Here is a 21,591-nt window from a genome sequence, read left to right as displayed (position 1 = left end):
ATTTATAGGGCCTCGCACAAGCGGGGCTTTTACTTTATAACAAGTTTTCGATTAAAACTGTGCTGCTCTTGCTTTATTTGAAGTACATAGATACCAGGTTCTAAACTTGAAATGACAAGGGTATTTCTAAATACCTTTTGCTCAAGAACAATCTTGCCAAAAACATCATACACCCTCACTTCTTTAGTGGCCTTGCTATGGGTAATCAATTCTACCGATTCGCCGTAGGCTGGGTTGGGATATAATTTTAACTCTGGTCGATTTAATTGTTCACTTGCCATTCTTAATTCACTCTCCTGCGCCGATAGGTTTAGAGTGAAAAATAAGAAAGCCATAGAAATAAAGAGTAGGCGCATGGTAATTGATTTGGGATCAATACCTTAAAGATAGCGATACCTTCAATTGAAGCACTAAAAATGTTGTCAAATGGCTATAAATGTATGTTATTAAGTGATGGATTGTCTTCGGGAAAGCACATCCAGCGGCGGAAGACCAGTAGCCTTGAATTGAAATATGAAACCTATTTGATAATCAGCTTTCTGGTGGCAACATTATTGAGTTCATATACTCTAAGTACGTATACCCCGGCGTCTAAGTCGGCCAAGAATAATTCTTTGCCGGTAATTTTTGTTTCGAGAACCTTGGTTCCTAAAACGTCATAAATAGCGATTTGCTTAGGGGCATTTTTCGTAGTGCTGATATAAACCTTACCATCGGTTACTGGGTTGGGGTATAGCTTGAACCCATCAATATCGGCTTTACCGTTACGATCTTGCCCGTACGTAAAGGAAACAAAAAGCAATGTAACTAGTAGGTAAAGGTGCTTCATATGGTAGGTTAAACAAAAAATGTACCACAAATATACTAAATCTTTATATCCTTCGTTGCTCGATCGTATAAACGGTCTCATTTTCTGGATAGAAAGTAAAAAACCCCGCAATTGCGGGGTTTTTGTTATGCTTTTTAATCGTGATTACTCACCAGTTGCCCAAGCAAACGTTGCAACGTCAACTTGAGTGCCAGAAGTATAAGGACCTTCTGTAGTGGCGGCAGCACCATCGATTAGAATATTGGCCAAAGGACCATCGTTAGGCATATCTACCAAAGTAGCATAACCTTCTAAGTAAAGATTTGTGATAGTAGCACCAGTAGTCTTTTTGAACTGAAGAGCAGTACCGTCAACACTAGAAATAGCAGTGAAGTTTTCTAATGTTGGGTTGTTTGCCTGATCGGCACCATCAACACCATCGGCCTCTACCGCAGTAGAGAAACCAGCTACGCTATGTAAAACATAAGTGTTGGTCAAAGTACCGTTCCAACCTTCTGTCCAGTCTACAGCGTCATCTTCGTTGTTTTCTAGGTAGAAGTTGCTTGCGTTAACAGCACCTCCAAAGAACTCAACACCATCGTCGGTACCGTTTAAGATAGCTACGTTTTCAATGGTAGTACCTGAACCTACTGCATAAAGAGTAAGACCGTTGTACTGTGATTCTGAATTGATTTGAGCACCGGCATAGTTGATAACCAAGTAGCTGATAGAACCAGAGTTGTCTGTGTTGTCAGTTCCACCGTATTGGAAGCCACCAACTTCTGCAGTAGCATCAACACCTTCTGAAGTAACACCGTTACCTAAAAGTAACAAACCGCCCCAATCACCAGGGTTTTGGTCGCTAGAAGTCATGATTACCGGAGCCTCAGCAGTACCTTGAACATCGATCATGGCACCTTTCTTAACTACGATATAAGTACTTGTTGATTCACCTTCAGCCGCATCGGCAATGATTACGGTACCAGCAGGTATAGTCAATGTAGCACCAGTTTCAACGCTTAGGCTACCAGTCAATCTGTAGATAATGTCAGAATCCAATTCCATATCGGCATCAACAGTACCTACTAAATCCATAGTTTCAACTGAAGTTTCAGTAGAAACCCATGCGAAAGCAGAAATATCAACTGATGGATCAGCTAAATAAGTCATTGCTGGATCGGCATCGGCACCATCGATTTGAATGTTGGCCAAAGGACCATCGTTAGGCATATCGACAGAAGTTTGGTAACCTGTCAAAGAAAGACCTGTGATAGTTGCACCAGACTCTTTCTTGAACTGAAGGGCAGTACCACCTTTTGTAGATACGGCAGTGAAGTTCGTGATAGTTGGGTTGGCATTAACACCGTCAGCTTCGATAGCAGTAGAGAAACCGGCATTGGTATGAAGTACGTAAGTATCGGTGATAGAACCGCTCCATCCTTCTGTCCAGTCAACAGCATCATCTTCGTTGTTTTCTAGGTAAAGATTTGTAGCGCTAACGGTACCGCCAAAGAACTCAACACCGTCATCGGTACCGTTCAAGATAGCAACATTGTCGATAGCTGTACCAGAACCAACAGAGTAAAGAGTAAGACCATTGTATTGAGACTCTGAGTTAATTTGAGCACCGGCATAATTAATTACCAAGTAGCTAATAGAACCAGAGTTGTCATCATTGGCAGAACCACCGTAAAGAATACCACCTACTTCGGCAGTTGCGTCAACACCTTCAGTAGTTTCAGCGTTACCAGCGATTACCAAACCACCCCAGTCTCCAGGAGTTTCATTGGCTGAAGTCATAATTACAGGAGCAGCAGCAGTACCTTGAACATCGATCATAGCACCTTTTTGAACTACAATATATCTATCAGTACCAGTTTCTGATACGATTTTTGTTCCAGCAGGAATGGTAAGGGTAGCACCACTTTCAACACTGAATACTCCGGTAATAGTATATTCTTTAGATGGGTCTAGTTCTCTGTCTTCAGTCATAGAACCTGTTAAGGCAGTATCTTCAGCAGCCTCACAAGAGTTGGCGCAAGATCCACCGCAGTCAACACCTGTTTCATCACCGTTCTGAACACCATCGGAGCAAGTGGCCGCTGCTGGTGGGGGTGGAGTAGTGCCCCCATCATCATTACCACAGCTGGCAAGGAAAAGCCCTGAAACCATGGCGAAAATCATTGAAAATTTGATTGTTTTCGTTTTCATAATTGTTGTTTTAAATATTAGATCCAATTGTTAAAAGCTATAATTCAAACCCAAGGTCAAAGAGCTTCCACCAGTGTACGAACGAACGATTTCTTCCGTTTCGATACCTGTGGTGCTAGGTCTTACTAATTGGGTTCTCTTTATTTCGGGGTTCAATAAATTCTTGCCCATAAATCTCAAGGTCCAGTGTTCACCGAATTCTTTGGTCATTACTAAATCGAGTACGGCAAATCCTTTTTCTACGATTGACTCATTGTAGAACCGGTCGCTCTGGCTTTGAATTTCAGGAGCGCCCAATGCGAAGATTTTATCCGATGCGTAATTAGCGGTCAAAGAGGCCGAGAACGGATTTTCTGAAGCGGTACTTAGATTAAGGCTGGCATTTACTATGTAATCGGAAGCGCCTTGTAAATCGGCTTTTGTACGACCGTTGTATCTGAAGGTTCTGATGAAAGTGCCATTTTCATCCCTGATTTCCTTTAGGTCTTGACTATGCCAAAGGCGGGTGGCGTTAAAGTTCAGATTAAGGTCATAGCCCCTTGGGGTCTCACCTGAATCATCAATGGTTATCAGGTCAATCTTGGTCTCAATTTCCAAGCCGTATACTTCGGCTTTATCGCCAGAGTTGAAATACGAGAATACACCTGCAGAACCTCTATCTTGAACCTTATTGATGGGGTCTGATATGTCTTTATAGAAAGCCGCTACCGAAATCAATTGGCCGTTAGAAGGAAAATATTCCCATTTAAGGTCATAATTGAGGTCAAGAGAAGCCTCTAAGTCTGGGTTACCTCTTGTTACCTGCCCGGTTTGGGAAACATACTCAAAAGGAGCAATCTCTTTAAACTCAGGTAGGGTAATGGTACGGCTCATTGCCAAGCGAATGGCGTTTTTTTCGCTGATATCGTACTTAATATTGGCACTTGGGTAGAGATTGGCATACTCTTTTGTGCTTTCACCGATTCTACCGGGAATATTACCTACATCATAAGAGACATCGATTATATCTTTTTGAAAACGCATACCCGTGTTAAAATGCCATTTTTTCAAACCGATATTAAAGTTGGCATAGGCCGCTTTCGATTCCAATTCACCTAAATAGGTATCCGGCTGTAATTCATTTATCTGTAGGTCGCCACTCAAGAAGTTTTCATAAGTGAAAATGCTTCCTAAATCATCAATAGATGATGGGTTGATGGTGTTAGTGCTACGTTCTTCGACACCTACAAATTTTGAGCTGAAATCACGCTCTTTGTTTCTGTAGTTTAAACCTAGCTCAATATCAAAAGACTTTTGGTTGTCTTCTTCATTGATGACATTGATGATATCCCTTAGGTACCCATTAAATTCTTGGTCATCGATTTGTTGGTTCGACTTTCGTTGTTGAAACCCACCGGTTCTACCCAACTGAACGAAACTTCCGTCAGGGTCAAAGTTGACCTCGTTACGAATACGATTGGGCTCATCTGCGTCTACCTTGTTAAAACCACCTGCCCACTCTAAGAAATTGTTTTCTTTAAGACGATGCGTACCCAATAGTTGGGTTACCAATAAGCGGGTTTGTTTAACGTTTTGGTCACGAATGAACTGGAATAACCCTTCGGCAGGATCGGTTTCTTCAAAAATGGTCGCTTCACCATTTCTACCTCCTTCAAAAACCTGATCGGACACCTTGTTCACAAAGAAAGTGCTCGATTTAATTTTGTTGTCAGAATTGATGTAGTACGTAAGGTCTAATAGACCACTAGTATTTAATTGTTTTGTGTAAGTGGTCGCGTCGGTGATGGTATCATCGATAAAGTTAGACCTGAACTGTCTGAACAGACCTTCGGCATAATCGTACGAGCGCGATTGAGAAGCGGTCAAAAGAGCTGAAAACTTTTCTTTGAACTTTTTTGCAACCGTTATGTTGTATTGGTAATCGATGGGGGCGCTTTCTTCCGATGTATTCCAACCTTGTTGGGTCAGCTGATTTCTTACAGGGTTGTCTTGGGTATAGAAACCACCGATGATATCATCGGAGTTAGGAGATATCTTATAGCTATCGAAAACCCCGCTTTTAGCGACGTTCGAATTGACACCTGCCCTTACGCCTATACTGATATCGCTTGAACCTTGAAGTTCTCTTGAGGTAATATTGACCACACCTGATGCTTGGTCAGCGGTAGTTTGAACCCCATAGGTCTTACTTACGCTCACATTTTCTATAACCCTTGTTGGGAACAAGCCTAAGTCGATATTCTTTCTTTCTACGTCGTCGGAAGGTACGGGAAGACCGTTAAGGGTTGTTGAAAGATATCTGTCCCCAAGTCCCCTTACAAAAACATCACCGGAAGCCTCACTACTCGATACTCCGGAAATTTTTGTAGTTGCCGTAGCCGCATCTGAAACACCTATTTTGGCCAGTTGCTGTGCGCCAATACTTTCTTTGATTTCAACAGCTTTCTTTTGATCTAAAAGTAAAGCTACTTCTGAATCTTTACGGGCAACCGTAGTTACGACTACCTCGTCTAACGAAACACCTTCAGATGCGCTCATGGGCACATCAATAGTGGTTACCTTGCCACCTTCAACCACAACGTCCGGTATTTCTATCGTTTCATAACCCAAATAGCTAAATAGAACGGTGTAGGTACCTGCCTCTAAGTTTGAAATTTCATAAAGACCGTCGAAGTCTGAAGTGGTTCCTGTGGTTGTGCCTTTGATAATAACGTTGGCGAATGGTAACGGTTCGTTGTTGAACTCTTTGTCTGTCAGTTTTCCCCCAATACTCCCCTTGTCTTGGGCCAGTAATTGTAGCGTCATGAAAAACGCTAGGGGAACAGTAAATAATAATCTCATTTCTTCTTTTTAGTACGCCGCAAATAAAGAGAGAGGCTGTAAAAGTCGAGTTACGCACATGTTAAATCTATTTTGCAATAATGTTAGTTTAATGTTATAATATTAAATCAACGTTAAGCGGTTTAGGGATACATGTATTATCTTTATCTTGGCCCGGTCATTAAAGAAAAGTATCACATGAAAAAGAAAGACATCAAGATTTTATTGGTAGACGATGAACCTGATATTCTGGAGATTATAGGTTACAACCTTACGTCTGAAGGTTATCAAGTTTTTACTGCCAAGAACGGTGCGGAGGGTGTTGCCCTGGCAAAGAAGAAGCAACCGCATCTGATCATTCTAGATGTTATGATGCCAGAGATGGATGGTATCGAAGCTTGTGAGGTTATTCGTGGTACTTCCGGTCTAGAGAATATCATCATAGCTTTTTTAACCGCCAGAGGTGAAGATTACTCCCAGGTTGCAGGCTTTGAGGCGGGTGCCGATGATTATATTACAAAGCCTATTCGCCCGAAAGTTTTGGTGAGCAAGGTTAAGGCACTTTTACGCAGGCTGAAGGAAGATGGGGGTGCTCAAGAAGAAATTGTTAAGGTCGGTAATATTGTTATCAATAGAGAGGAGTACAAAATTATCAACGATGGTGAAGAGATAGTTCTGCCTAGAAAAGAGTTCGAACTATTGGCACTGTTGACTTCTAAACCAAGCAAAGTCTTTAAACGTGAGGTTATACTTGACCGCGTATGGGGCAATGAAGTGGTCGTAGGTGGTAGAACCATTGATGTGCATATTAGAAAGTTGCGCGAAAAGATTGGTGAAGACCATTTTAAAACGGTGAAGGGAGTAGGTTACAAATTTGTACTCTAGACGTTTCTTGACCATTGTTTCCACTTATTTACTTTAATTTTGGGCTCTGGCCCATAAACCAGTTGAGGGCCGTACTATAAATTCAAGACCATGGCCACTAAATTGAAAAGATCTTATCGCTTCGCTTTAAGGTCGTCTTTCTATATCACATTGGTTTTTACTTCGGTCTTGGCAGTAATTCTCTTTGCTTCGGGCCAATTCGACGCATTATCGGTAGTTCTTGCTGCAGCGGTATTGTTTATTATAGCTTTTACGGTTTTACAGGTAAGAATTGAGCACTTTATCTATCGGCGAATCAAGCAAATCTATGATGATGTAGCTTTGTTGGAGTCGTCTTCCCTTGTTTCCGGTCCAATTACTACTGACATGAAAACCCTTACCGAAGAGATTGAGAAATTTGCAAAAGACAAGAAGGTAGAGATAGATACGCTTAAGATAAGGGAAGAATACCGCAAAGATTTTTTAGGTAATGTTTCTCATGAACTAAAAACACCCTTATTCACGGTTCAAGGTTATATTGAAACCCTATTAGATGGGGCGATGAACGATAAAAGTGTTCGAAAAAAGTATTTGCAAAGAGCCGGTAAGGGGGTAGAAAGGCTAATCTATATTGTTAAAGACCTCGACCTTATCACCAAACTTGAAGTCGGTGAGCTCAATCTGCGCAAAGAAAAGTTTGATATTATTGAACTTATTCAGAGTGTGTTCGACCTTTTGGAAATGAAGACCGAGAAAAAGAACATCGTTCTCACTTTTGATATGGAGTATGGCGAACCGATTTATGTATTCGCCGACAAAGAAAAGATTCAGCAGGTAGTGACCAACCTTTTGGTCAATTCTATAAAATATGGGCATTCTGATGGTACTACCGAGGTGAGTGTTGAAAACCTGATCAAAAATAAGGTGATCGTGAGAGTTACCGATAATGGCGAGGGAATACCAAAACAGCATATTCCCCGACTTTTTGAGCGTTTCTATCGTGTCGATAAAAGCGGAAGCCGTAGTGAAGGAGGTTCAGGGCTCGGCCTTTCAATCGTTAAACACATTATCGAGGCACATAAAGAGAAAATATATGTCGAGAGTGAGATTGGGGTCGGTAGTGAATTTTCGTTTACACTAGAAAAGGCGGTTGTTGAGGTCGATGAAGAAGAACCAATACTTTCCGATGAGTAAAATTGTCAAATAAGAGCAAGTGGGCAGTAAGAACAAACTGAAAAGGTTTAAAGAGAACGAAGGGTTTCAAAATGTGTTGCAACCCTCAAGAGAAGATATAAAGAACGGCTTTTCCCTTAAAGGAAATTGGAAATCACATTTTGGTAATGACAACCCTATCGTGCTCGAATTGGGCTGTGGCAAAGGCGAATATACTGTAGGTTTGGCCAGAAGAGATGCTTCCAAAAATTTTATCGGAATCGATATAAAAGGAGCGAGATTATGGCGTGGTGCCAAAACTGCTTTAGAAGAGGGTCTTAAGAATGTGGCCTTTCTGCGTACTCAAATTGAACTGATTGATGAGGTTTTTGCCGAAGGCGAGGTTTCCGAAATATGGATTACTTTTCCCGACCCACAGATAAAGTACAAGCGTACCAAACACCGTATGACCAACGAGGCTTTTCTGAATCGCTACAAATACATTCTTAGCCCAGATGGTACGGTCAATCTAAAGACCGATAGCGAATTTATGCATGGTTACACCCTTGGCCTATTGCATGGTCTGGGTCTAGAAGTCTCTTACGCCAATCATGATGTTTATAAGAATGAAGGCAGCCCCGATGAAGTTTTAGGTATTCAAACTTTTTATGAGAAGCAATATCTTGAAAACGGCAAGCCTATTACCTATATCAAATTTAAGGTGCATTGATCCATGTTACACCTATTGATTTTGTTCTTTGCGACTTTTTCCGCTGCTTTTATGGCAACCGTACCTCCAGGCCTTTTAAACATGAACGCCGCCAAAACTAGTGTTGAACGGGGTAAAATAGATGGGGTCATATTTAGCTTGGGCGTTTCAACAATGGTGGTGTTACAGGCTACGATTGCCGTTTATATTTCTAAATTTCTTTTTAAGAATCCGCATGTCATTGATGTTCTATTGAAGATTGCAGTTGGGGTTTTCGCCTTTTTTGCTGTCTATTTCTATGTTGCCGCGAAAAAGAATAAAGAGAAAAAGAACAATTTAGATAAGGTCAGTAAAAAGAACAGTTATTTTAAGGGAATGCTCTTAGGTGCCGTAAATCTATTGACCATACCCTATTATAGCGGACTTAATATAATGTGGAATGCCTCGGGATGGATCAAATTTGAAGTTTGGGATATTCTGACTTTTACATTGGCGGCCGGGTTCGGAACCTTTGCCGTTCTTTACATGTATACCGTTTATTTCAATAAGCTTGAAAGAAAGAGCAACCGTTTTTCAAAGAACAGCAACTATATCATGAGCTTGCTCATGCTCGTGTTGTTGGTCATTACCTTATCACGTATCTTTTATCGATGAAAGCGGAAAACGAGAATTTCTTTGATCGAGTGTATGAAGTGGCTCGGCTCATACCGGAAGGGCGCGTTACCTCCTATGGTGCCATTGCCAAGTATTTGGGTGCTGCCCGCAGTGCCCGAATGGTCGGTTGGGCCATGAACGGTGCGGGCAAATTCGATGACATTCCTGCCCATCGGGTTGTTAATAAAGTAGGACTGTTAACTGGGAAGCACCATTTTGATGGAACTAACCTTATGCAGCAATTATTGGAAAACGAGGGTATTAAGGTGGTCGATAACCAGATTGTGCATTTTGAAAAGCACTTTTGGGACCCCTTTAAAGAGCTGGGTGTAGGGGAAGATTAGTCGAAAGTTAAGGTGAAAACTGTCTCATCTTGAGATGCTACTTGTATAGTGCCCTTATGTAATCTCATAATCTGCTTTGAGAGGCTTAGACCGATACCAGTACCTGAATTTTTGGTGGTGAAGAAGGGCACAAAAATCTCATCAATTAAGTCGGAAGCGATGCCTGGGCCATTATCCCAAACCTGAACGAATTTTTTGTTCTTTTCGTTAATGCCAGCCTTTAGAAAAATACGACCATCGGTTTGCCCTTCCAATGATTGCTGGGCGTTTTTGCCCAGATTTAAAAGCACTTGAGTCATTTGCTTGACATCGATATAGAGTTCCAAGTCTTCGGGTTCAACCTTGTACTTGATGGTTAGGTTCTCTTTATTTTGTTGGTTGCCCAACAGCAGGGCTATTCTTTCTAACAGTTCTTTGGCAGGAATCAATTCTCTATCCGGTTCGGGTACACTTAAAAATTTACGGTACGATTGAACGAAATTCATTAAGTCGGTACCTTGGTACTTGATTACCTCTAACCCTTTGACCGTATTGATTAAATGCTGTTCAGGAAACTCTTGACCGCTGATAACGGTCTCCCCTTGTTTATAATATTTTAGAATTGACTCTGAGATTGAGGTAATCGGTGTAATCGTATTCATTATTTCATGGGTCAAGACCCTTATAAGTTTGACCCATGAATCGGTCTCTTTTTCATCTAATTCTTTTCTGATATCCTGAGCGACCACCAGAAGTAAAGATTGTCCGTCAACGGTTACGGCCGTGGCTTTTAATGCCAATTCGGTCTTATCACGTTCATTGGTCAATTGATGAATACTGCTTTCAAAAGGTTCTAAACCTGAGAATTGTTGGTAAAGCTTTTCATCGATTTGCTGAAGTTGCTTAATGTGATTAAGGGGGTGATGATTCAACAGACGCTCAATTGTGGGGTTGGCATATAGAATATGCCCCTTGGTGTTAACGGTCATAATGCCAATATCGGCCTGTTTCAGTATCTCTTGGTAAAATTGCTCTTGTGCCTGCTTTTTAAGGTGAATGTCTTGAATCATGGCATTCAGGACATTCAAACTGTGGTTGAGTTCTTTTAATGATTTGACACTTAGCTTTTCAGGAAATCGTAGGGTGAAATCTTCATTTTTGATGGCCTCAAAGAAGTAGGCTATCTTTCGATTTGTCTGGTTGACATAAAATATGAGAAAATAGGTCTGTAAGGCCAGTAATAACACCGTCAATAGTAAAAGAATATAATTCTCATTGACCAAAAACAGACCGCTTGCCAACGAAGTCAAGGTGATAAGCAGAATTCTCAGAATTAACTGCAGGTGTATGTGCTTACTAACCATAAGAATCTATTTACCTATTTTCTTTAGCTTATTGTAAAGGGTCTGTCTAGAAATGCCTAATTGTTCTGCGGCCGCGCTGTAGTTTCCAGCGTTTTGCTCCAAGGCATTGTTGATCATCAGCAATTCCATTTCTTCCAAGGTGGCAGGCCCGTTCACTGCATTTGACATATTTGGTTTATTGCTCAATAAGAAGTCATCGGGTTTTAACACGTTTCCTTCAGAGAGAATTACCGCTCTTTCAATCGTGTGCAAAAGCTCTCGAATATTTCCTGGCCAAGCATAGGCCATGAGTTTTTCCTGTGCCGATTGATTGATACGAAGCGATGGTTTTCCGTATTTAGAAGTGAATTTTTTAAGAAAAAAATCGGTTAAAACCAGAATGTCATTCTCCCTTTCACGAAGAGCAGGTACTTCGATACGAATGGTGTTAATTCGGTACAAAAGGTCTTCACGAAATAGACCTTCCGCTACCATTTTATCTAAATCTTCATTGGTGGCACATACCAATCTGATGTCTACGGGAATCGATTTATTCGAACCTACTCGAACAATGGTTCTATTTTGAATGGCCGAAAGTAGTTTGGCTTGGGCCTGTAATGATAGGTTGCCAATTTCATCTAAAAATAAAGTACCGCCATTCGCCGCTTCAAATTTACCGGCCCGGTCTTCTTTTGCATCGGTAAACGACCCTTTTACATGCCCGAATAGCTCACTTTCAAATAGGTTTTCAGAAATCGAGCCCATATCCACAGAAATAAAAACTTCATGACTACGCTCGCTAAGCTTATGCAGTTCTCTGGCAATCAGTTCTTTTCCTGTTCCATTTTCACCGGTAACCAATACGTTTACATCGGTCTTGGCTACTTTTGAAACCATTTTCAAGACACCGTTCAAGGCCCTTGAATTACCGATGATATAATTTTTATTTTGGTTGATTACCTGCTTAAGATTACTCTCTTTTTCTTTTAATTTACTTACCTGAATTTTTGACTTTCTTAGTTCAAAAGCTGATTTAACCGTAGCTAAAAGCTTATCGTTGTTCCAAGGTTTTAGAATAAAGTCAGAGGCTCCTTCCTTTAGTGCCTTTACGGCAAGGTCGACCGCACCATAGGCCGTCATCATTACCACTGAGGTGTCGGGTGCTCTTTTCTGAAGTTCGCGCAGCCAGTAGAGGCCTTCATTGCCCGAGTTGACCCCTGCCGAAAAATTCATGTCCAACATTACGATATCAACATTCTTCAGATTAGGAAAAGAAGAAATTTGATTGGGATTGGAAATGGTCTCAATCGTCTTGTACTCAAACTGAAGTAAAATTTCCAAAGCGCTCAAAACGCTTTTGTTGTCATCTATAATTAATATTCTTGCGTCGATCATAACATCCAAAAGGGTATCCAACAAAAAACTCAAATAAAGCTACAATACTGTATTTATATATTTTTGACAGTGTCAAAATATTTGACAAATGTTGTATATAAATTTTACAGTGAATCTTTGTGAAAATAGCTTAAACTATTTTAATTAACTGAAAATCAACAATCTAAAATATTGGCATAACAATAGTATAATGTTTGGCACACTAATAACAGTATGAGTCAACTAGTTAAATTTTTGGTTTTTATTTTACTTTGGATTTCGGCCAAACTGGCGGCCCAAGAAACATGGACGCTCGACGCATGCGTTTCATATGCCTTAGAGCACAATCTTCAGTTAAAGGATTATAGTTTTAACACCGCTTCCGACCGTGAAACTTATAGGCAATCTATACGAAGCCTACTTCCTACAGTTACGGGCAGTGCAAATTACGTGGTCAATTATGGTCGTAGCACAGACCCCTTTACCAATGATATTGTTACCACCGATTTCTTTTCCAACAATTATTCCTTAGAAACTTCTGTTGATATTTTCAGGGGTTTTCAAAAATTGAATTCCATCAAGGCTACCAAGTTTCTGTACAAAGCTACCCAAGAAGAGACGCTACAGCAACGCTATCTTTTGGCATTTAGGGTGATGCAGGCCTTTTACGATATTAAGTTTTTTAAGGGGCTTGTAGCCATTTCAAAAGAACAGATGGAAGTTTCCCAAGCCAATTATGACCTTGTGGCCAAGCAAATTGAATTGGGCCTTAAGGCCGGAGCAGATTTGTACGAGGCCGAATCTCTTTTGCTGACCGATAAACTTAATCTTACCCAAAGTGAGAACCAATTGGCCGCCGCTGAACTACAATTGATTCAAGAAATGAATTTAGAAGGTGCCGATAGTATTGAAATTCAGAATGATTTTCTATGGGATGCGGAAAAGGAAAGCCATTCGCCTATGGTTTCAGATACAATCTATAAGCAGGCGACCGAATTCATGCCTATACTAAAGGCCCAAGAACTAAGGGTAAGGGCTGCGAAAAAGCAATTGGCCGTTCAGCGTGGGGGTTTATTGCCATCATTATCCCTTTTTGCAGGTAAGGCAACCGGATATTTCGAAACCACCCGAGATAGTCTGGGGGTTACGGTTCCGTTCAGAGATCAGTTTCGGGATAACACGAGCCAATACATCGGCGTAAGTTTGAATGTGCCTATCAGCAACGGTTGGTCGACCCGATCAAGAATCAAACAACAAAAGATAGAACGCATGCGCGCCGAGAATAATTTAATGGTACAAAAGCAAGTAGTCTATCAGACGATTCAGCAATTGGTACAAGAGTATGAATCTTTAGAGGTACAGCTCGAACAGAGCACACAAAAAGTTCAGGCGCAAGAATTGGCATTCACCATTGCACAAAAGCGGTACGAAAAGGGGTTAATCAATGCACTGGAGCTTTTTACCGCAAAGAACCTTTTTGCAAGTGCACAAAATGAAAACTTGCAGGTAGAATTACAGTCAGAAATCAATAAAAGTACCCTTGATTTTTATCGTGGGCTGCCTGTGTTTGACATTGAATAATTAGTAAACAACATTAATAAAGAATAGAATGGATATACAATTGGAAAAGAAAAAAGGACTTAAGCCTAAACACTTCGGGTATATTGCTTTGGGTTTATTGCTGCTTTTCGTGGGTTACCAGTTGCTGTTTGCAAATTCAGTTTCCACCTTTCGTACCGATAAAGAGAAGTTGTCGGTGTCTACTGTAACACAAGGTAAGTTTGATGACTACATAACAATCAGTGGTAATGTAGCGCCAATAGCTACTATTTATATGGATGCCTATGAAGGTGGCCGGGTAAGCGAAAAATTGATAGAAGAGGGTGCTACCGTAAAGAAAGGTGACATTATTCTTAAGCTCGAAAACATGAATCTGTACGAACAGATTTTACAGAGCGAAAGCAACTTGGCACTTAAGCAGAACGATTTACGGTCGACTAAATTGAATTTTGATTCCCGATTGGTAGAGGGGCGTAAATCGTTGGCAACGGCCAGTACCGATTTACAGCGGTTAAAACGAAATTTTGAACAAAACCAAGCGCTCTTCGATGAAGAGTTGATTTCTAGGGAAGAATACCTCAAATCAAAAGAAGATTACGAGCTTTCTCAAGAACAGTACAAAATTGTAAAGGTACAGACCGAGAATGATGAAGAGTTAAGACAAACTTCTTTGGCAGGTCTCGACGCCGATTTAAATCGAATGCAAAAGACTTTGGGCATGGTTTACCAAAGGTTGGATCATCTCAACGTACGCGCTCCGGCAGATGGCCAGTTGGGCTTTCTGGATGCTGAAATCGGCCAAAGCATATCACAGGGTGAGCGAATAGGTCAGATCAACGTTCTCACCGACTTCAAGATCGAGGCCAATATCGATGAACATTACATCGATCGGGTCAAAAGAGATTTAACGGCTGTTTTAGAGAGAAACGGTAATTTATATTCTCTTCGGGTGCGAAAAGTGTATCCTGAAGTACGAAATGGCCGATTTAAAGTAGACCTGGTATTTACCGAAGAAAAACCGGAAACCATTCGTGCTGGTCAAAGCTACAATATACGCCTGCAATTGGGTGAGTCAAGTGACGCATTGCTTTTGCCGAAAGGAAGCTTTTTTCAAAGCACCGGTGGCCAATGGATTTTTGTAGTTGGTACCGATGGGGAAGAGGCCATTAAAAGGGAAATAAGAATCGGCAAACAGAACTCAAGGTTCTATGAGGTATTGGAAGGTCTCGAGGCCGGTGAGAAAGTAATTACCAGCAACTACGATTCGTTCGGCGAGGCGGAGAAAATAGTGTTAAAATAATAACGGACTGTCACTATGAAGCTATTTCATAGTCTTTAAAATAGCGATAACGAAAATCAAACTAGAAATGATACAGATACAGAATCTTAAAAAGAGTTTCCGGACCGAGGAAGTTGAGACCTTGGCCCTGAACAAAGTAAACTTAAAAGTCGAAAATGGAGAGTTTGTTGCCATTATGGGGCCTTCCGGTTGCGGAAAATCTACCTTATTGAACATTATAGGTATGCTCGATAGCCCAAACGAGGGTAGCTATAAGTTTGCAGGCCATGAGGTAAGCAAACTAAAAGAACGCCAACGAACCGAACTTCGCAAAGGAAACTTGGGGTTTGTTTTCCAGAGCTTCAATCTTATAGATGAACTTACCGTCTATGAAAACGTAGAGCTGCCATTGATATACCTAAAAATGGGAAAGGCCGAAAGAAAGCAGAAAGTACGAGAAGTCTTGGAGCGTATGAAAATTGCCCATAGAGAAAAACATTTCCCGCAACAGTTATCTGGTGGTCAACAACAGCGTGTCGCTATTTCTAGGGCCGTGGTGACCAATCCGAAATTGATTCTGGCAGATGAGCCTACTGGTAACCTAGATTCCAAAAACGGAATCGAGGTAATGAATCTGCTTACCGAACTAAATCAAGAGGGTACCACAATTGTAATGGTGACCCACTCCGACCGCGACTCTCATTATGCCCATCGAGTAGTTAATCTTTTTGATGGCCAGATTGTAACCGAGAGCCAAAACAGGGCCATTGGCGCCATGATGTAAAGAGTTTATTCGTCAATCACAATCAAAAAACAAAATCATGTCTAATAATCAATTAAAGAAAGAGAAAAATGAAAAACTGAATGTAAACCTAGTTGTTTGTGCAATACTTGCCATGTTTCTCTGTACTAGCGCTCAGGCACAAAAGAAAATAGATGTTGAGCCTTTTGAAAAAGTTATCGTAAGCCCTCACATTGAAGTTATTTTCAAGGAGGGTGCCGAAGAATCGGTGACTATAAAAAGCTCGAAGCTTCCACTGGAAAAAATTCATATTGAGGAGAAACATAACCAACTACATCTTTATCTAGAGGGGGCAAAATTGACAACAAAATCAGAAAGGGTCGAAAGTGATGAATGGCATGGAAAAAAATCTATCTATAACGGAACCATGGTCACCGCCATTGTCGCATATAGAAAATTGAAAGAACTCTCTTTAAGAGGTGAAGAGACTTTTACCTGTGAAAGCAGGCTTGATTCAGAAAGGTTTCGCCTAAGTATTTATGGCGAATCGAAAGTTTATTTGAACGATGTTGATTTTAGTGAGATGAAGACGACGGTTTACGGCGAAAGTTTTCTGGAAATTAAAACAGGCGAAATCGACCGCCAGAAAATTACGGCTTATGGCGAAACCGTCATTAATACATTAGGTGTCAAATGTGGTGAGACAAAAATTACGGCCTACGGCGAAGGCAGCTACCGATTACATGCAATGAATGATTTAAGAATTACCGCATTTGGGGAAGCAACTGTGGCATATGCCGGCTCACCCGAAGTAAGCAAGGGTATGGTGATTGGTGAAGCTAGAATACAACAGATGGATCAGTAATAAGAATCATTAAAAGATTGTCATCATGTTCAAGAATTATTTAAAAATAGCCTGGAGAAGCCTTAGAAAACGAAAAGGCTTTTCACTGATTAATATATTGGGGCTCTCTCTAGGTTTCGGTTGTAGCATTTTGGTCTTTCTTTTTGTGCAGTACCATTTACAGTTTGATAATTTTCACCACAATGCAGACCGTATCTATCGATTTAATACCGAAGAACATCGAGACATAGTTGACTATGAACCTTCTGTTCCGCCGGGTTTTGCAAATGCTTTTAAACAAGATTATGATTATGCCGAAATTGTAGCCAAAAGTGTTGATAGGGATGATTTTCTGTTCACCATCGAAACATCGGGTGACAAAAAGCAGTTAAAGGCCGATGTAGATTTTACCGAAGCCGATTTCTTTAAAATATTTAACTACCCTCTCATTAATGGAACCAACGATGCTCCTTTAACCGAACCTAATACCGCTTTGATTACCGAGCAATTGGCAAAACACATGTTCGGCGACACTGACCCAATTAACCGAACGTTTGTATTGGAAAATAAAGAGACCATTCGTGTTACAGGGGTTCTTAAAGATTTGCCAAAGACTAGCCTTAATCAGGCTGATGCTTTTATTTCTTACAAGACTTTAAAAAGCTACAGTGAGTTTCTTTCTTCAGAGAGTTGGGGAGGCATAAACTCTTCATTGCATGTTTATGCATTAATGCGACCCAATCAAAGCATTGTTCAAATTGAAGAGCAGCTACAAGACTATGTGCAAAAATTTAGGGCAAACCACAAAAATGTACACCAATACAAAATCCAGCCATTATCCGATATTCATTTCGACAATCGATTTAACGGGGGAATCAATTCACAGACCTTATGGATATTCTCTTTAATCGGTTTTTTTATTTTGATTATCGCCAGTATCAACTTTATCAATATCGCAACTGCCCAGTCAATTTACCGCTCAAAGGAAGTAGGTGTGCGCAAAGTGTTGGGTAGTGATAAGAGGCACTTATTTTGGCAATTTATGGCCGAGACTTTTATCATTGGTCTTTTTGCCTTGGTTTTAGGAGTGGGACTTTGCTTATTGCTATTGCCATCGTTCAACTCCATTTTTGACTTAGACCTTTCTTTTTCAGGTATTTTGAACATTAAGTTTTTGGCATTTATCATGACTTTATTGGCTTTGGTCACCCTTTTGGCAGGAAGTTATCCAGGGGTGCTTTTGGCCAGGATTGCTCCTGTGTTGGCGTTAAAGCGAAAGTTATCGCAAAAAGACTCGGGGGGTTATTTAACGCGAAAAACACTTGTGGTCACCCAGTTTGTAATCAGTATTGTACTCATTATTGGTACCATCGTGGTCGGGAAACAATTAAGATATGCCATTAGCTCTGATTTGGGTTTTGAAAAAGATGGTATTGTCATGGTTGAGATACCAGATGATATTGAGCCAATTCAACTTAACGGACTCAAAGAAAGAATTTCCCAAAACTCAAGTGTCCAGAAAATCACGGCCTGTTTCGCATCCCCAGGGGCAGGATACAACAATTGGGGCACTAGTGTGAAATTTAATAATAAACCAGAATCGGAAGATTTTAACCTTCAGGTCAAAGCAGGTGATAAAGATTATTTAGATGCTTTCGGCCTTGCTATTATTGCAGGAAGAACTTTTTATGAAAAAGATTCTGTTGATGAAATTTTGGTCAATCAAGATTTTGTCACAAAGGTTGGTTTAAATGACCCTAATGAAGTTCTAGGAAAGCAGGTCAATATCAATGGTGGCCTTGCAAAAGGTTCAATAGTGGGTGTGGTTGCTGACTTTCACGATTCAGATTTTAGCGAAAATATAAGTCCAATTTTTATAGCTCCTATTCCAAATTTATATACTGAATTGGCTATTAAAATCAACTTGAAAAATGCCAATAGTGCGATTTCCCATATTGAAAAAGAATGGACTGCAGTTTTCCCAGACTACATTTTTGAATATGATTTTTTAGATGACAGGGTAGCCGAACTGTATGAAACCGAACAACGGTTTTTATCGCTAGTGGGCATCTTTTCAGGTATTGCCATTTTCATAGGCTGTCTGGGAATTTACGGACTCATACTCTTCTTCGTAGTTCAAAAAACCAAGGAAATAGGGATTAGAAAAGTCTTAGGCGGAAGTATAAAACATATCGTTGGTCTTGTAATGCAAGATTTCTTCAAATTGATTGCCATTGCAGGAATCATCGCGACACCCATAGCGTGGTATTTTATGAACCGTTGGCTCGAAAATTTTGAGTACAAGACAGCCATCAACTGGTGGATCTTTGTTTTGGCCGTGGGCATTGTCATGGCAATCACGTTTGTGACCATTAGTTATCAGGCCTTAAAAGCGGCCACGACAAACCCTGTTAAGAGCTTGCGCACAGAGTAAAAATCAATCAAAAAGAAGAATCATGTTCAAGAATTATTTAAAAATAGCATGGAGAAACCTGACAAAGAACAAACAACAGACCATTATCAATTTACTGGGTCTCACCATGGGTACGTTAAGTTGCCTGGCCATTCTTCTGTACGTTTTTGCTCAATTGGGCTATGATGAACACCATGATAATGCAGACGGTCTTTTTAGGGTAGAGACTATTATTGAACGCGATGGTCAACAACCTTATGAATCTTCGACTTCATCGCCGCCTATCGCTTTTGCTTTAAAAGAAGATTTTCCTGAAGTGCAGGAAGCCACCAGAGTAGTTTTGACCGATGTTTTCTATAGCATGTTGATGAGGGCCGCCGACAGTGAAGACTCCTATTATGAATCACGGGTTTATATGGCAGACTCCACCTTTTTTAAGGTTTTCGATTTTAAATTTTTAGAAGGCGACAAGAAAACAGCACTCGACCAGCCCAATTCGGTAGTGCTATCCTCTAGCTTGGCAGACAAACTTTTTGGAGAGAAAGATGTTCTTAACAAAGCCATTATTTGGGGAAGCGGTGATGGCGCCCTTACATTGACCGTAAAAGGGGTGTTTGATGAGAAGGCCCAAAAATCGCACCTGAACCCCAATTACCTAGTAAGTATGGGCACTCCTGGAATGGGAACTTTTGTGCAGAACTTCGACAATTTCGCTACGAACAATTTTGTATATAGTTATGTAAAGTTGGCTCCCAATGTAAATGCCTCCCAATTGGAAGATAAATTACCAGGGTTTATTCAAGTAAGAGCTTCCGAAGATTTGAAAAGTGCCGGAATGGGCAATAAAATTCTAGAGCTTCAAAAAGTAAAGGATATTCATTTGTACAGTGAAGGCAGGAACAACCAGCTAGATAAGGTGTCCGATATTACCTTTCTTTATTTTCTGTTGAGCTTGGCCTTTTTTATTCAATTGGTGGCTTGCGTTAACTTTATCAACCTGAGTACGGCAAGAGCCAGTAAAAGGGCTAGGGAAATCGGGGTTCGAAAAGTAGTGGGTGCAGGTAAAAATTCATTGATGGGCCAGTTTTTGGGTGAGTCCGTTTTGCTTTCCCTTTTTGCGATGTTCATTAGTATTCCTATAGTAATTCTACTTCTTCCCTTGATTAATGACTTAACCCAAGAGTCTTTGACCTATTTGCATCTATACCAATGGCAGATAATAGTGCTTTTGTTGACGATAGGTGTCGTTACGGGCTTGGCAGCCGGTATTTATCCCGCAATTATTCTTTCTTCTATTAAACCGGTCAGGGCCTTGAAAAGCGCTGCTATTCTACCGTCCGGTAGTGGTAATTTCCGTAAGGCCTTGGTGGTCTTTCAGTTTGTGGTATCTATCGGTCTTGTGGCCACGGTGATTATAATTTCACAACAATTCAAATTCGCGCAGACCAAAGATTTAGGTTATAAAAAAGACAATCTTATCGCTCTAAGAATCGGTACGGAAGATGCTTCTAGCAAGTTTGAATCGTTGAAATCGTCATTTTTGAATATACCAGGGGTTACCAGTGTAGCAAGTGGTAATTACGCGCCTTCGGAAATGATTCTTGCGGATAACGGTTTTTATCTTCCCGGAGGAAATAGTGAAAACAGAACGGTGGTTAAGAGAAACGGGGTGAGTGATGGTTACTTTAAGACCATGGGAATACCCTTGGTTAAAGGGCGTGATTTTACAGCTGCGGATACAGTAGATCAAATCATCGTTAATGAGGCTACATTAAAGGCTTTCGACATAAAACTTGAAAATGCGCTTAGCAGCACCCTGATTCAGGGCACCGATGAAGAAACTTTTGAGATGCGAATTATTGGTGTGGTGGCCGATTATCATTTTGCATCACTTCGAGAAGAAATTCAGCCCTTGTTTCTGCATAAGGAAACGGAGCCCAACTGGCTTTTTCTGAAAACAAATACTGATAATTACGCAAGCCTAATTGCGGGAATGGAAGACCAGTGGAAATCTACGGTAAGCAATGTGCCGTTTGATTACCGGTTTGTTGATAAGGAAGTAGAACGGCTTTATGATGAAGAAAAGCGATTGGGCCTTATTTCTGTGGCTTTTACCTTTTTGGCCATCTTCATAAGCTGCTTGGGTTTGTTCGGTCTCATATCTTATGTGACCGAACAGAAGAAAAAGGAAATCGGAATTAGAAAGGTCTTAGGTGCAAGCGTTCATTCGGTAGTTCAAATGTTGACCAAAGATTTTGTAAAGCTTGTCTTGGTCGCTTTTCTAATTGCTTCTCCCATAGCCTATCTTCTGATGTCTAAATGGTTACAGGGGTTTACCTATCGAATTGAAATTGAATGGTGGGTTTTTGTACTCAGTGGTGGTTTTGCCCTGGTGATTACTTTATTGACGGTAGGTATGCAATCGCTAAGGTCAGCGGTGGCCAACCCTGTAAAAAGTTTACGAACAGAGTAAATCAATCATAAAGCAACGAGTC

Annotated in this window: 17 protein-coding genes; 11 read left to right on the top strand and 6 right to left on the bottom strand. The window is 40.7% G+C overall.

What is annotated here, in order from left to right; all coding sequences use genetic code 11:
* Positions 1-29 precede the first annotated feature (29 nt).
* From D1013_RS19435 to D1013_RS19420, 4 genes are all read right to left on the bottom strand, one after another.
* A complete protein-coding gene (locus D1013_RS19435) occupies positions 30-356 on the bottom strand; it encodes a T9SS type A sorting domain-containing protein (RefSeq protein WP_121850408.1) in 327 nt (108 codons plus the stop codon).
* Between the two features lie 164 nt (positions 357-520).
* Entirely contained in the window at positions 521-829 is a 309-nt protein-coding gene (locus D1013_RS19430; RefSeq protein WP_121850407.1) for a T9SS type A sorting domain-containing protein, read from the bottom strand.
* A 144-nt stretch (positions 830-973) separates the two neighbouring features.
* Positions 974-3,019 (bottom strand): beta-helix domain-containing protein, encoded by a 2,046-nt coding sequence (locus D1013_RS19425; protein WP_225621394.1) that lies wholly within the window; start codon positions 3,017-3,019, stop codon positions 974-976.
* Between the two features lie 30 nt (positions 3,020-3,049).
* Positions 3,050-5,860: a TonB-dependent receptor gene (locus D1013_RS19420; protein ID WP_121850406.1), complete on the bottom strand. Its 2,811-nt coding sequence runs from the start codon at positions 5,858-5,860 to the stop codon at positions 3,050-3,052.
* A 177-nt stretch (positions 5,861-6,037) separates the two neighbouring features.
* Between D1013_RS19420 and D1013_RS19415 the strand changes: the two genes are divergently transcribed.
* The 5 genes from D1013_RS19415 (at position 6,038) to D1013_RS19395 (ending at position 9,562) form a co-directional block, all read left to right on the top strand.
* Positions 6,038-6,724 carry a response regulator transcription factor gene (locus D1013_RS19415; protein ID WP_121850812.1) on the top strand — a complete coding sequence of 229 codons (687 nt, stop codon included), beginning with the start codon at positions 6,038-6,040 and terminating at the stop codon, positions 6,722-6,724.
* A 90-nt stretch (positions 6,725-6,814) separates the two neighbouring features.
* Complete coding sequence (locus tag D1013_RS19410; RefSeq protein ID WP_121850405.1) at positions 6,815-7,897, top strand: sensor histidine kinase; 1,083 nt, start codon at positions 6,815-6,817, stop codon at positions 7,895-7,897.
* Between the two features lie 19 nt (positions 7,898-7,916).
* Positions 7,917-8,585, top strand: a complete 669-nt coding sequence (gene trmB / locus D1013_RS19405; protein ID WP_121850404.1) for a tRNA (guanosine(46)-N7)-methyltransferase TrmB — start codon at positions 7,917-7,919, stop codon at positions 8,583-8,585.
* A gap of 3 nt (positions 8,586-8,588) precedes the next feature.
* Positions 8,589-9,218 (top strand): LysE family transporter, encoded by a 630-nt coding sequence (locus tag D1013_RS19400; protein ID WP_121850403.1) that lies wholly within the window; start codon positions 8,589-8,591, stop codon positions 9,216-9,218.
* Complete coding sequence (locus tag D1013_RS19395; protein WP_121850402.1) at positions 9,215-9,562, top strand: MGMT family protein; 348 nt, start codon at positions 9,215-9,217, stop codon at positions 9,560-9,562. Before D1013_RS19400 ends, D1013_RS19395 begins: the two co-directional genes overlap by 4 nt.
* Here the strand turns inward: D1013_RS19395 and D1013_RS19390 are convergent.
* Together D1013_RS19390 and D1013_RS19385 are read right to left on the bottom strand one after the other, a co-directional pair.
* A complete protein-coding gene (locus D1013_RS19390; RefSeq protein WP_121850401.1) occupies positions 9,559-10,905 on the bottom strand; it encodes a sensor histidine kinase in 1,347 nt (448 codons plus the stop codon). The two genes, D1013_RS19395 and D1013_RS19390, sit on opposite strands and share 4 nt — an antisense overlap.
* Positions 10,906-10,911: 6 nt before the next feature.
* Positions 10,912-12,279, bottom strand: coding sequence for a sigma-54-dependent transcriptional regulator (locus D1013_RS19385; RefSeq protein WP_121850811.1), 1,368 nt, complete (start codon positions 12,277-12,279; stop codon positions 10,912-10,914).
* Between the two features lie 213 nt (positions 12,280-12,492).
* Here D1013_RS19385 and D1013_RS19380 point away from each other — a divergent pair, with 213 nt between their 5' ends.
* From D1013_RS19380 to D1013_RS19355, 6 genes are all read left to right on the top strand, one after another.
* The gene (locus D1013_RS19380) at positions 12,493-13,839 is read left to right on the top strand and encodes a TolC family protein (protein ID WP_121850400.1); all 1,347 of its coding nucleotides are present in this window, start codon (positions 12,493-12,495) and stop codon (positions 13,837-13,839) included.
* A gap of 28 nt (positions 13,840-13,867) precedes the next feature.
* Positions 13,868-15,118 carry an efflux RND transporter periplasmic adaptor subunit gene (locus D1013_RS19375; protein WP_121850399.1) on the top strand — a complete coding sequence of 417 codons (1,251 nt, stop codon included), beginning with the start codon at positions 13,868-13,870 and terminating at the stop codon, positions 15,116-15,118.
* A 67-nt stretch (positions 15,119-15,185) separates the two neighbouring features.
* Positions 15,186-15,881: an ABC transporter ATP-binding protein gene (locus tag D1013_RS19370; protein WP_121850398.1), complete on the top strand. Its 696-nt coding sequence runs from the start codon at positions 15,186-15,188 to the stop codon at positions 15,879-15,881.
* A 37-nt stretch (positions 15,882-15,918) separates the two neighbouring features.
* Positions 15,919-16,704 carry a head GIN domain-containing protein gene (locus D1013_RS19365; protein WP_121850397.1) on the top strand — a complete coding sequence of 262 codons (786 nt, stop codon included), beginning with the start codon at positions 15,919-15,921 and terminating at the stop codon, positions 16,702-16,704.
* Between the two features lie 25 nt (positions 16,705-16,729).
* Positions 16,730-19,117, top strand: a complete 2,388-nt coding sequence (locus D1013_RS19360; RefSeq protein WP_121850396.1) for an ABC transporter permease — start codon at positions 16,730-16,732, stop codon at positions 19,115-19,117.
* A gap of 22 nt (positions 19,118-19,139) precedes the next feature.
* Complete coding sequence (locus D1013_RS19355; protein ID WP_121850395.1) at positions 19,140-21,569, top strand: ABC transporter permease; 2,430 nt, start codon at positions 19,140-19,142, stop codon at positions 21,567-21,569.
* The last annotated feature ends 22 nt before the right edge of the window (positions 21,570-21,591 follow it).

Source organism: Euzebyella marina, assembly GCF_003687485.1.
In the GTDB taxonomy this organism is placed as follows: Bacteria; Bacteroidota; Bacteroidia; order Flavobacteriales; family Flavobacteriaceae; genus Euzebyella; species Euzebyella marina.
This window is presented reverse-complemented; position numbering and strand designations above follow the sequence as displayed.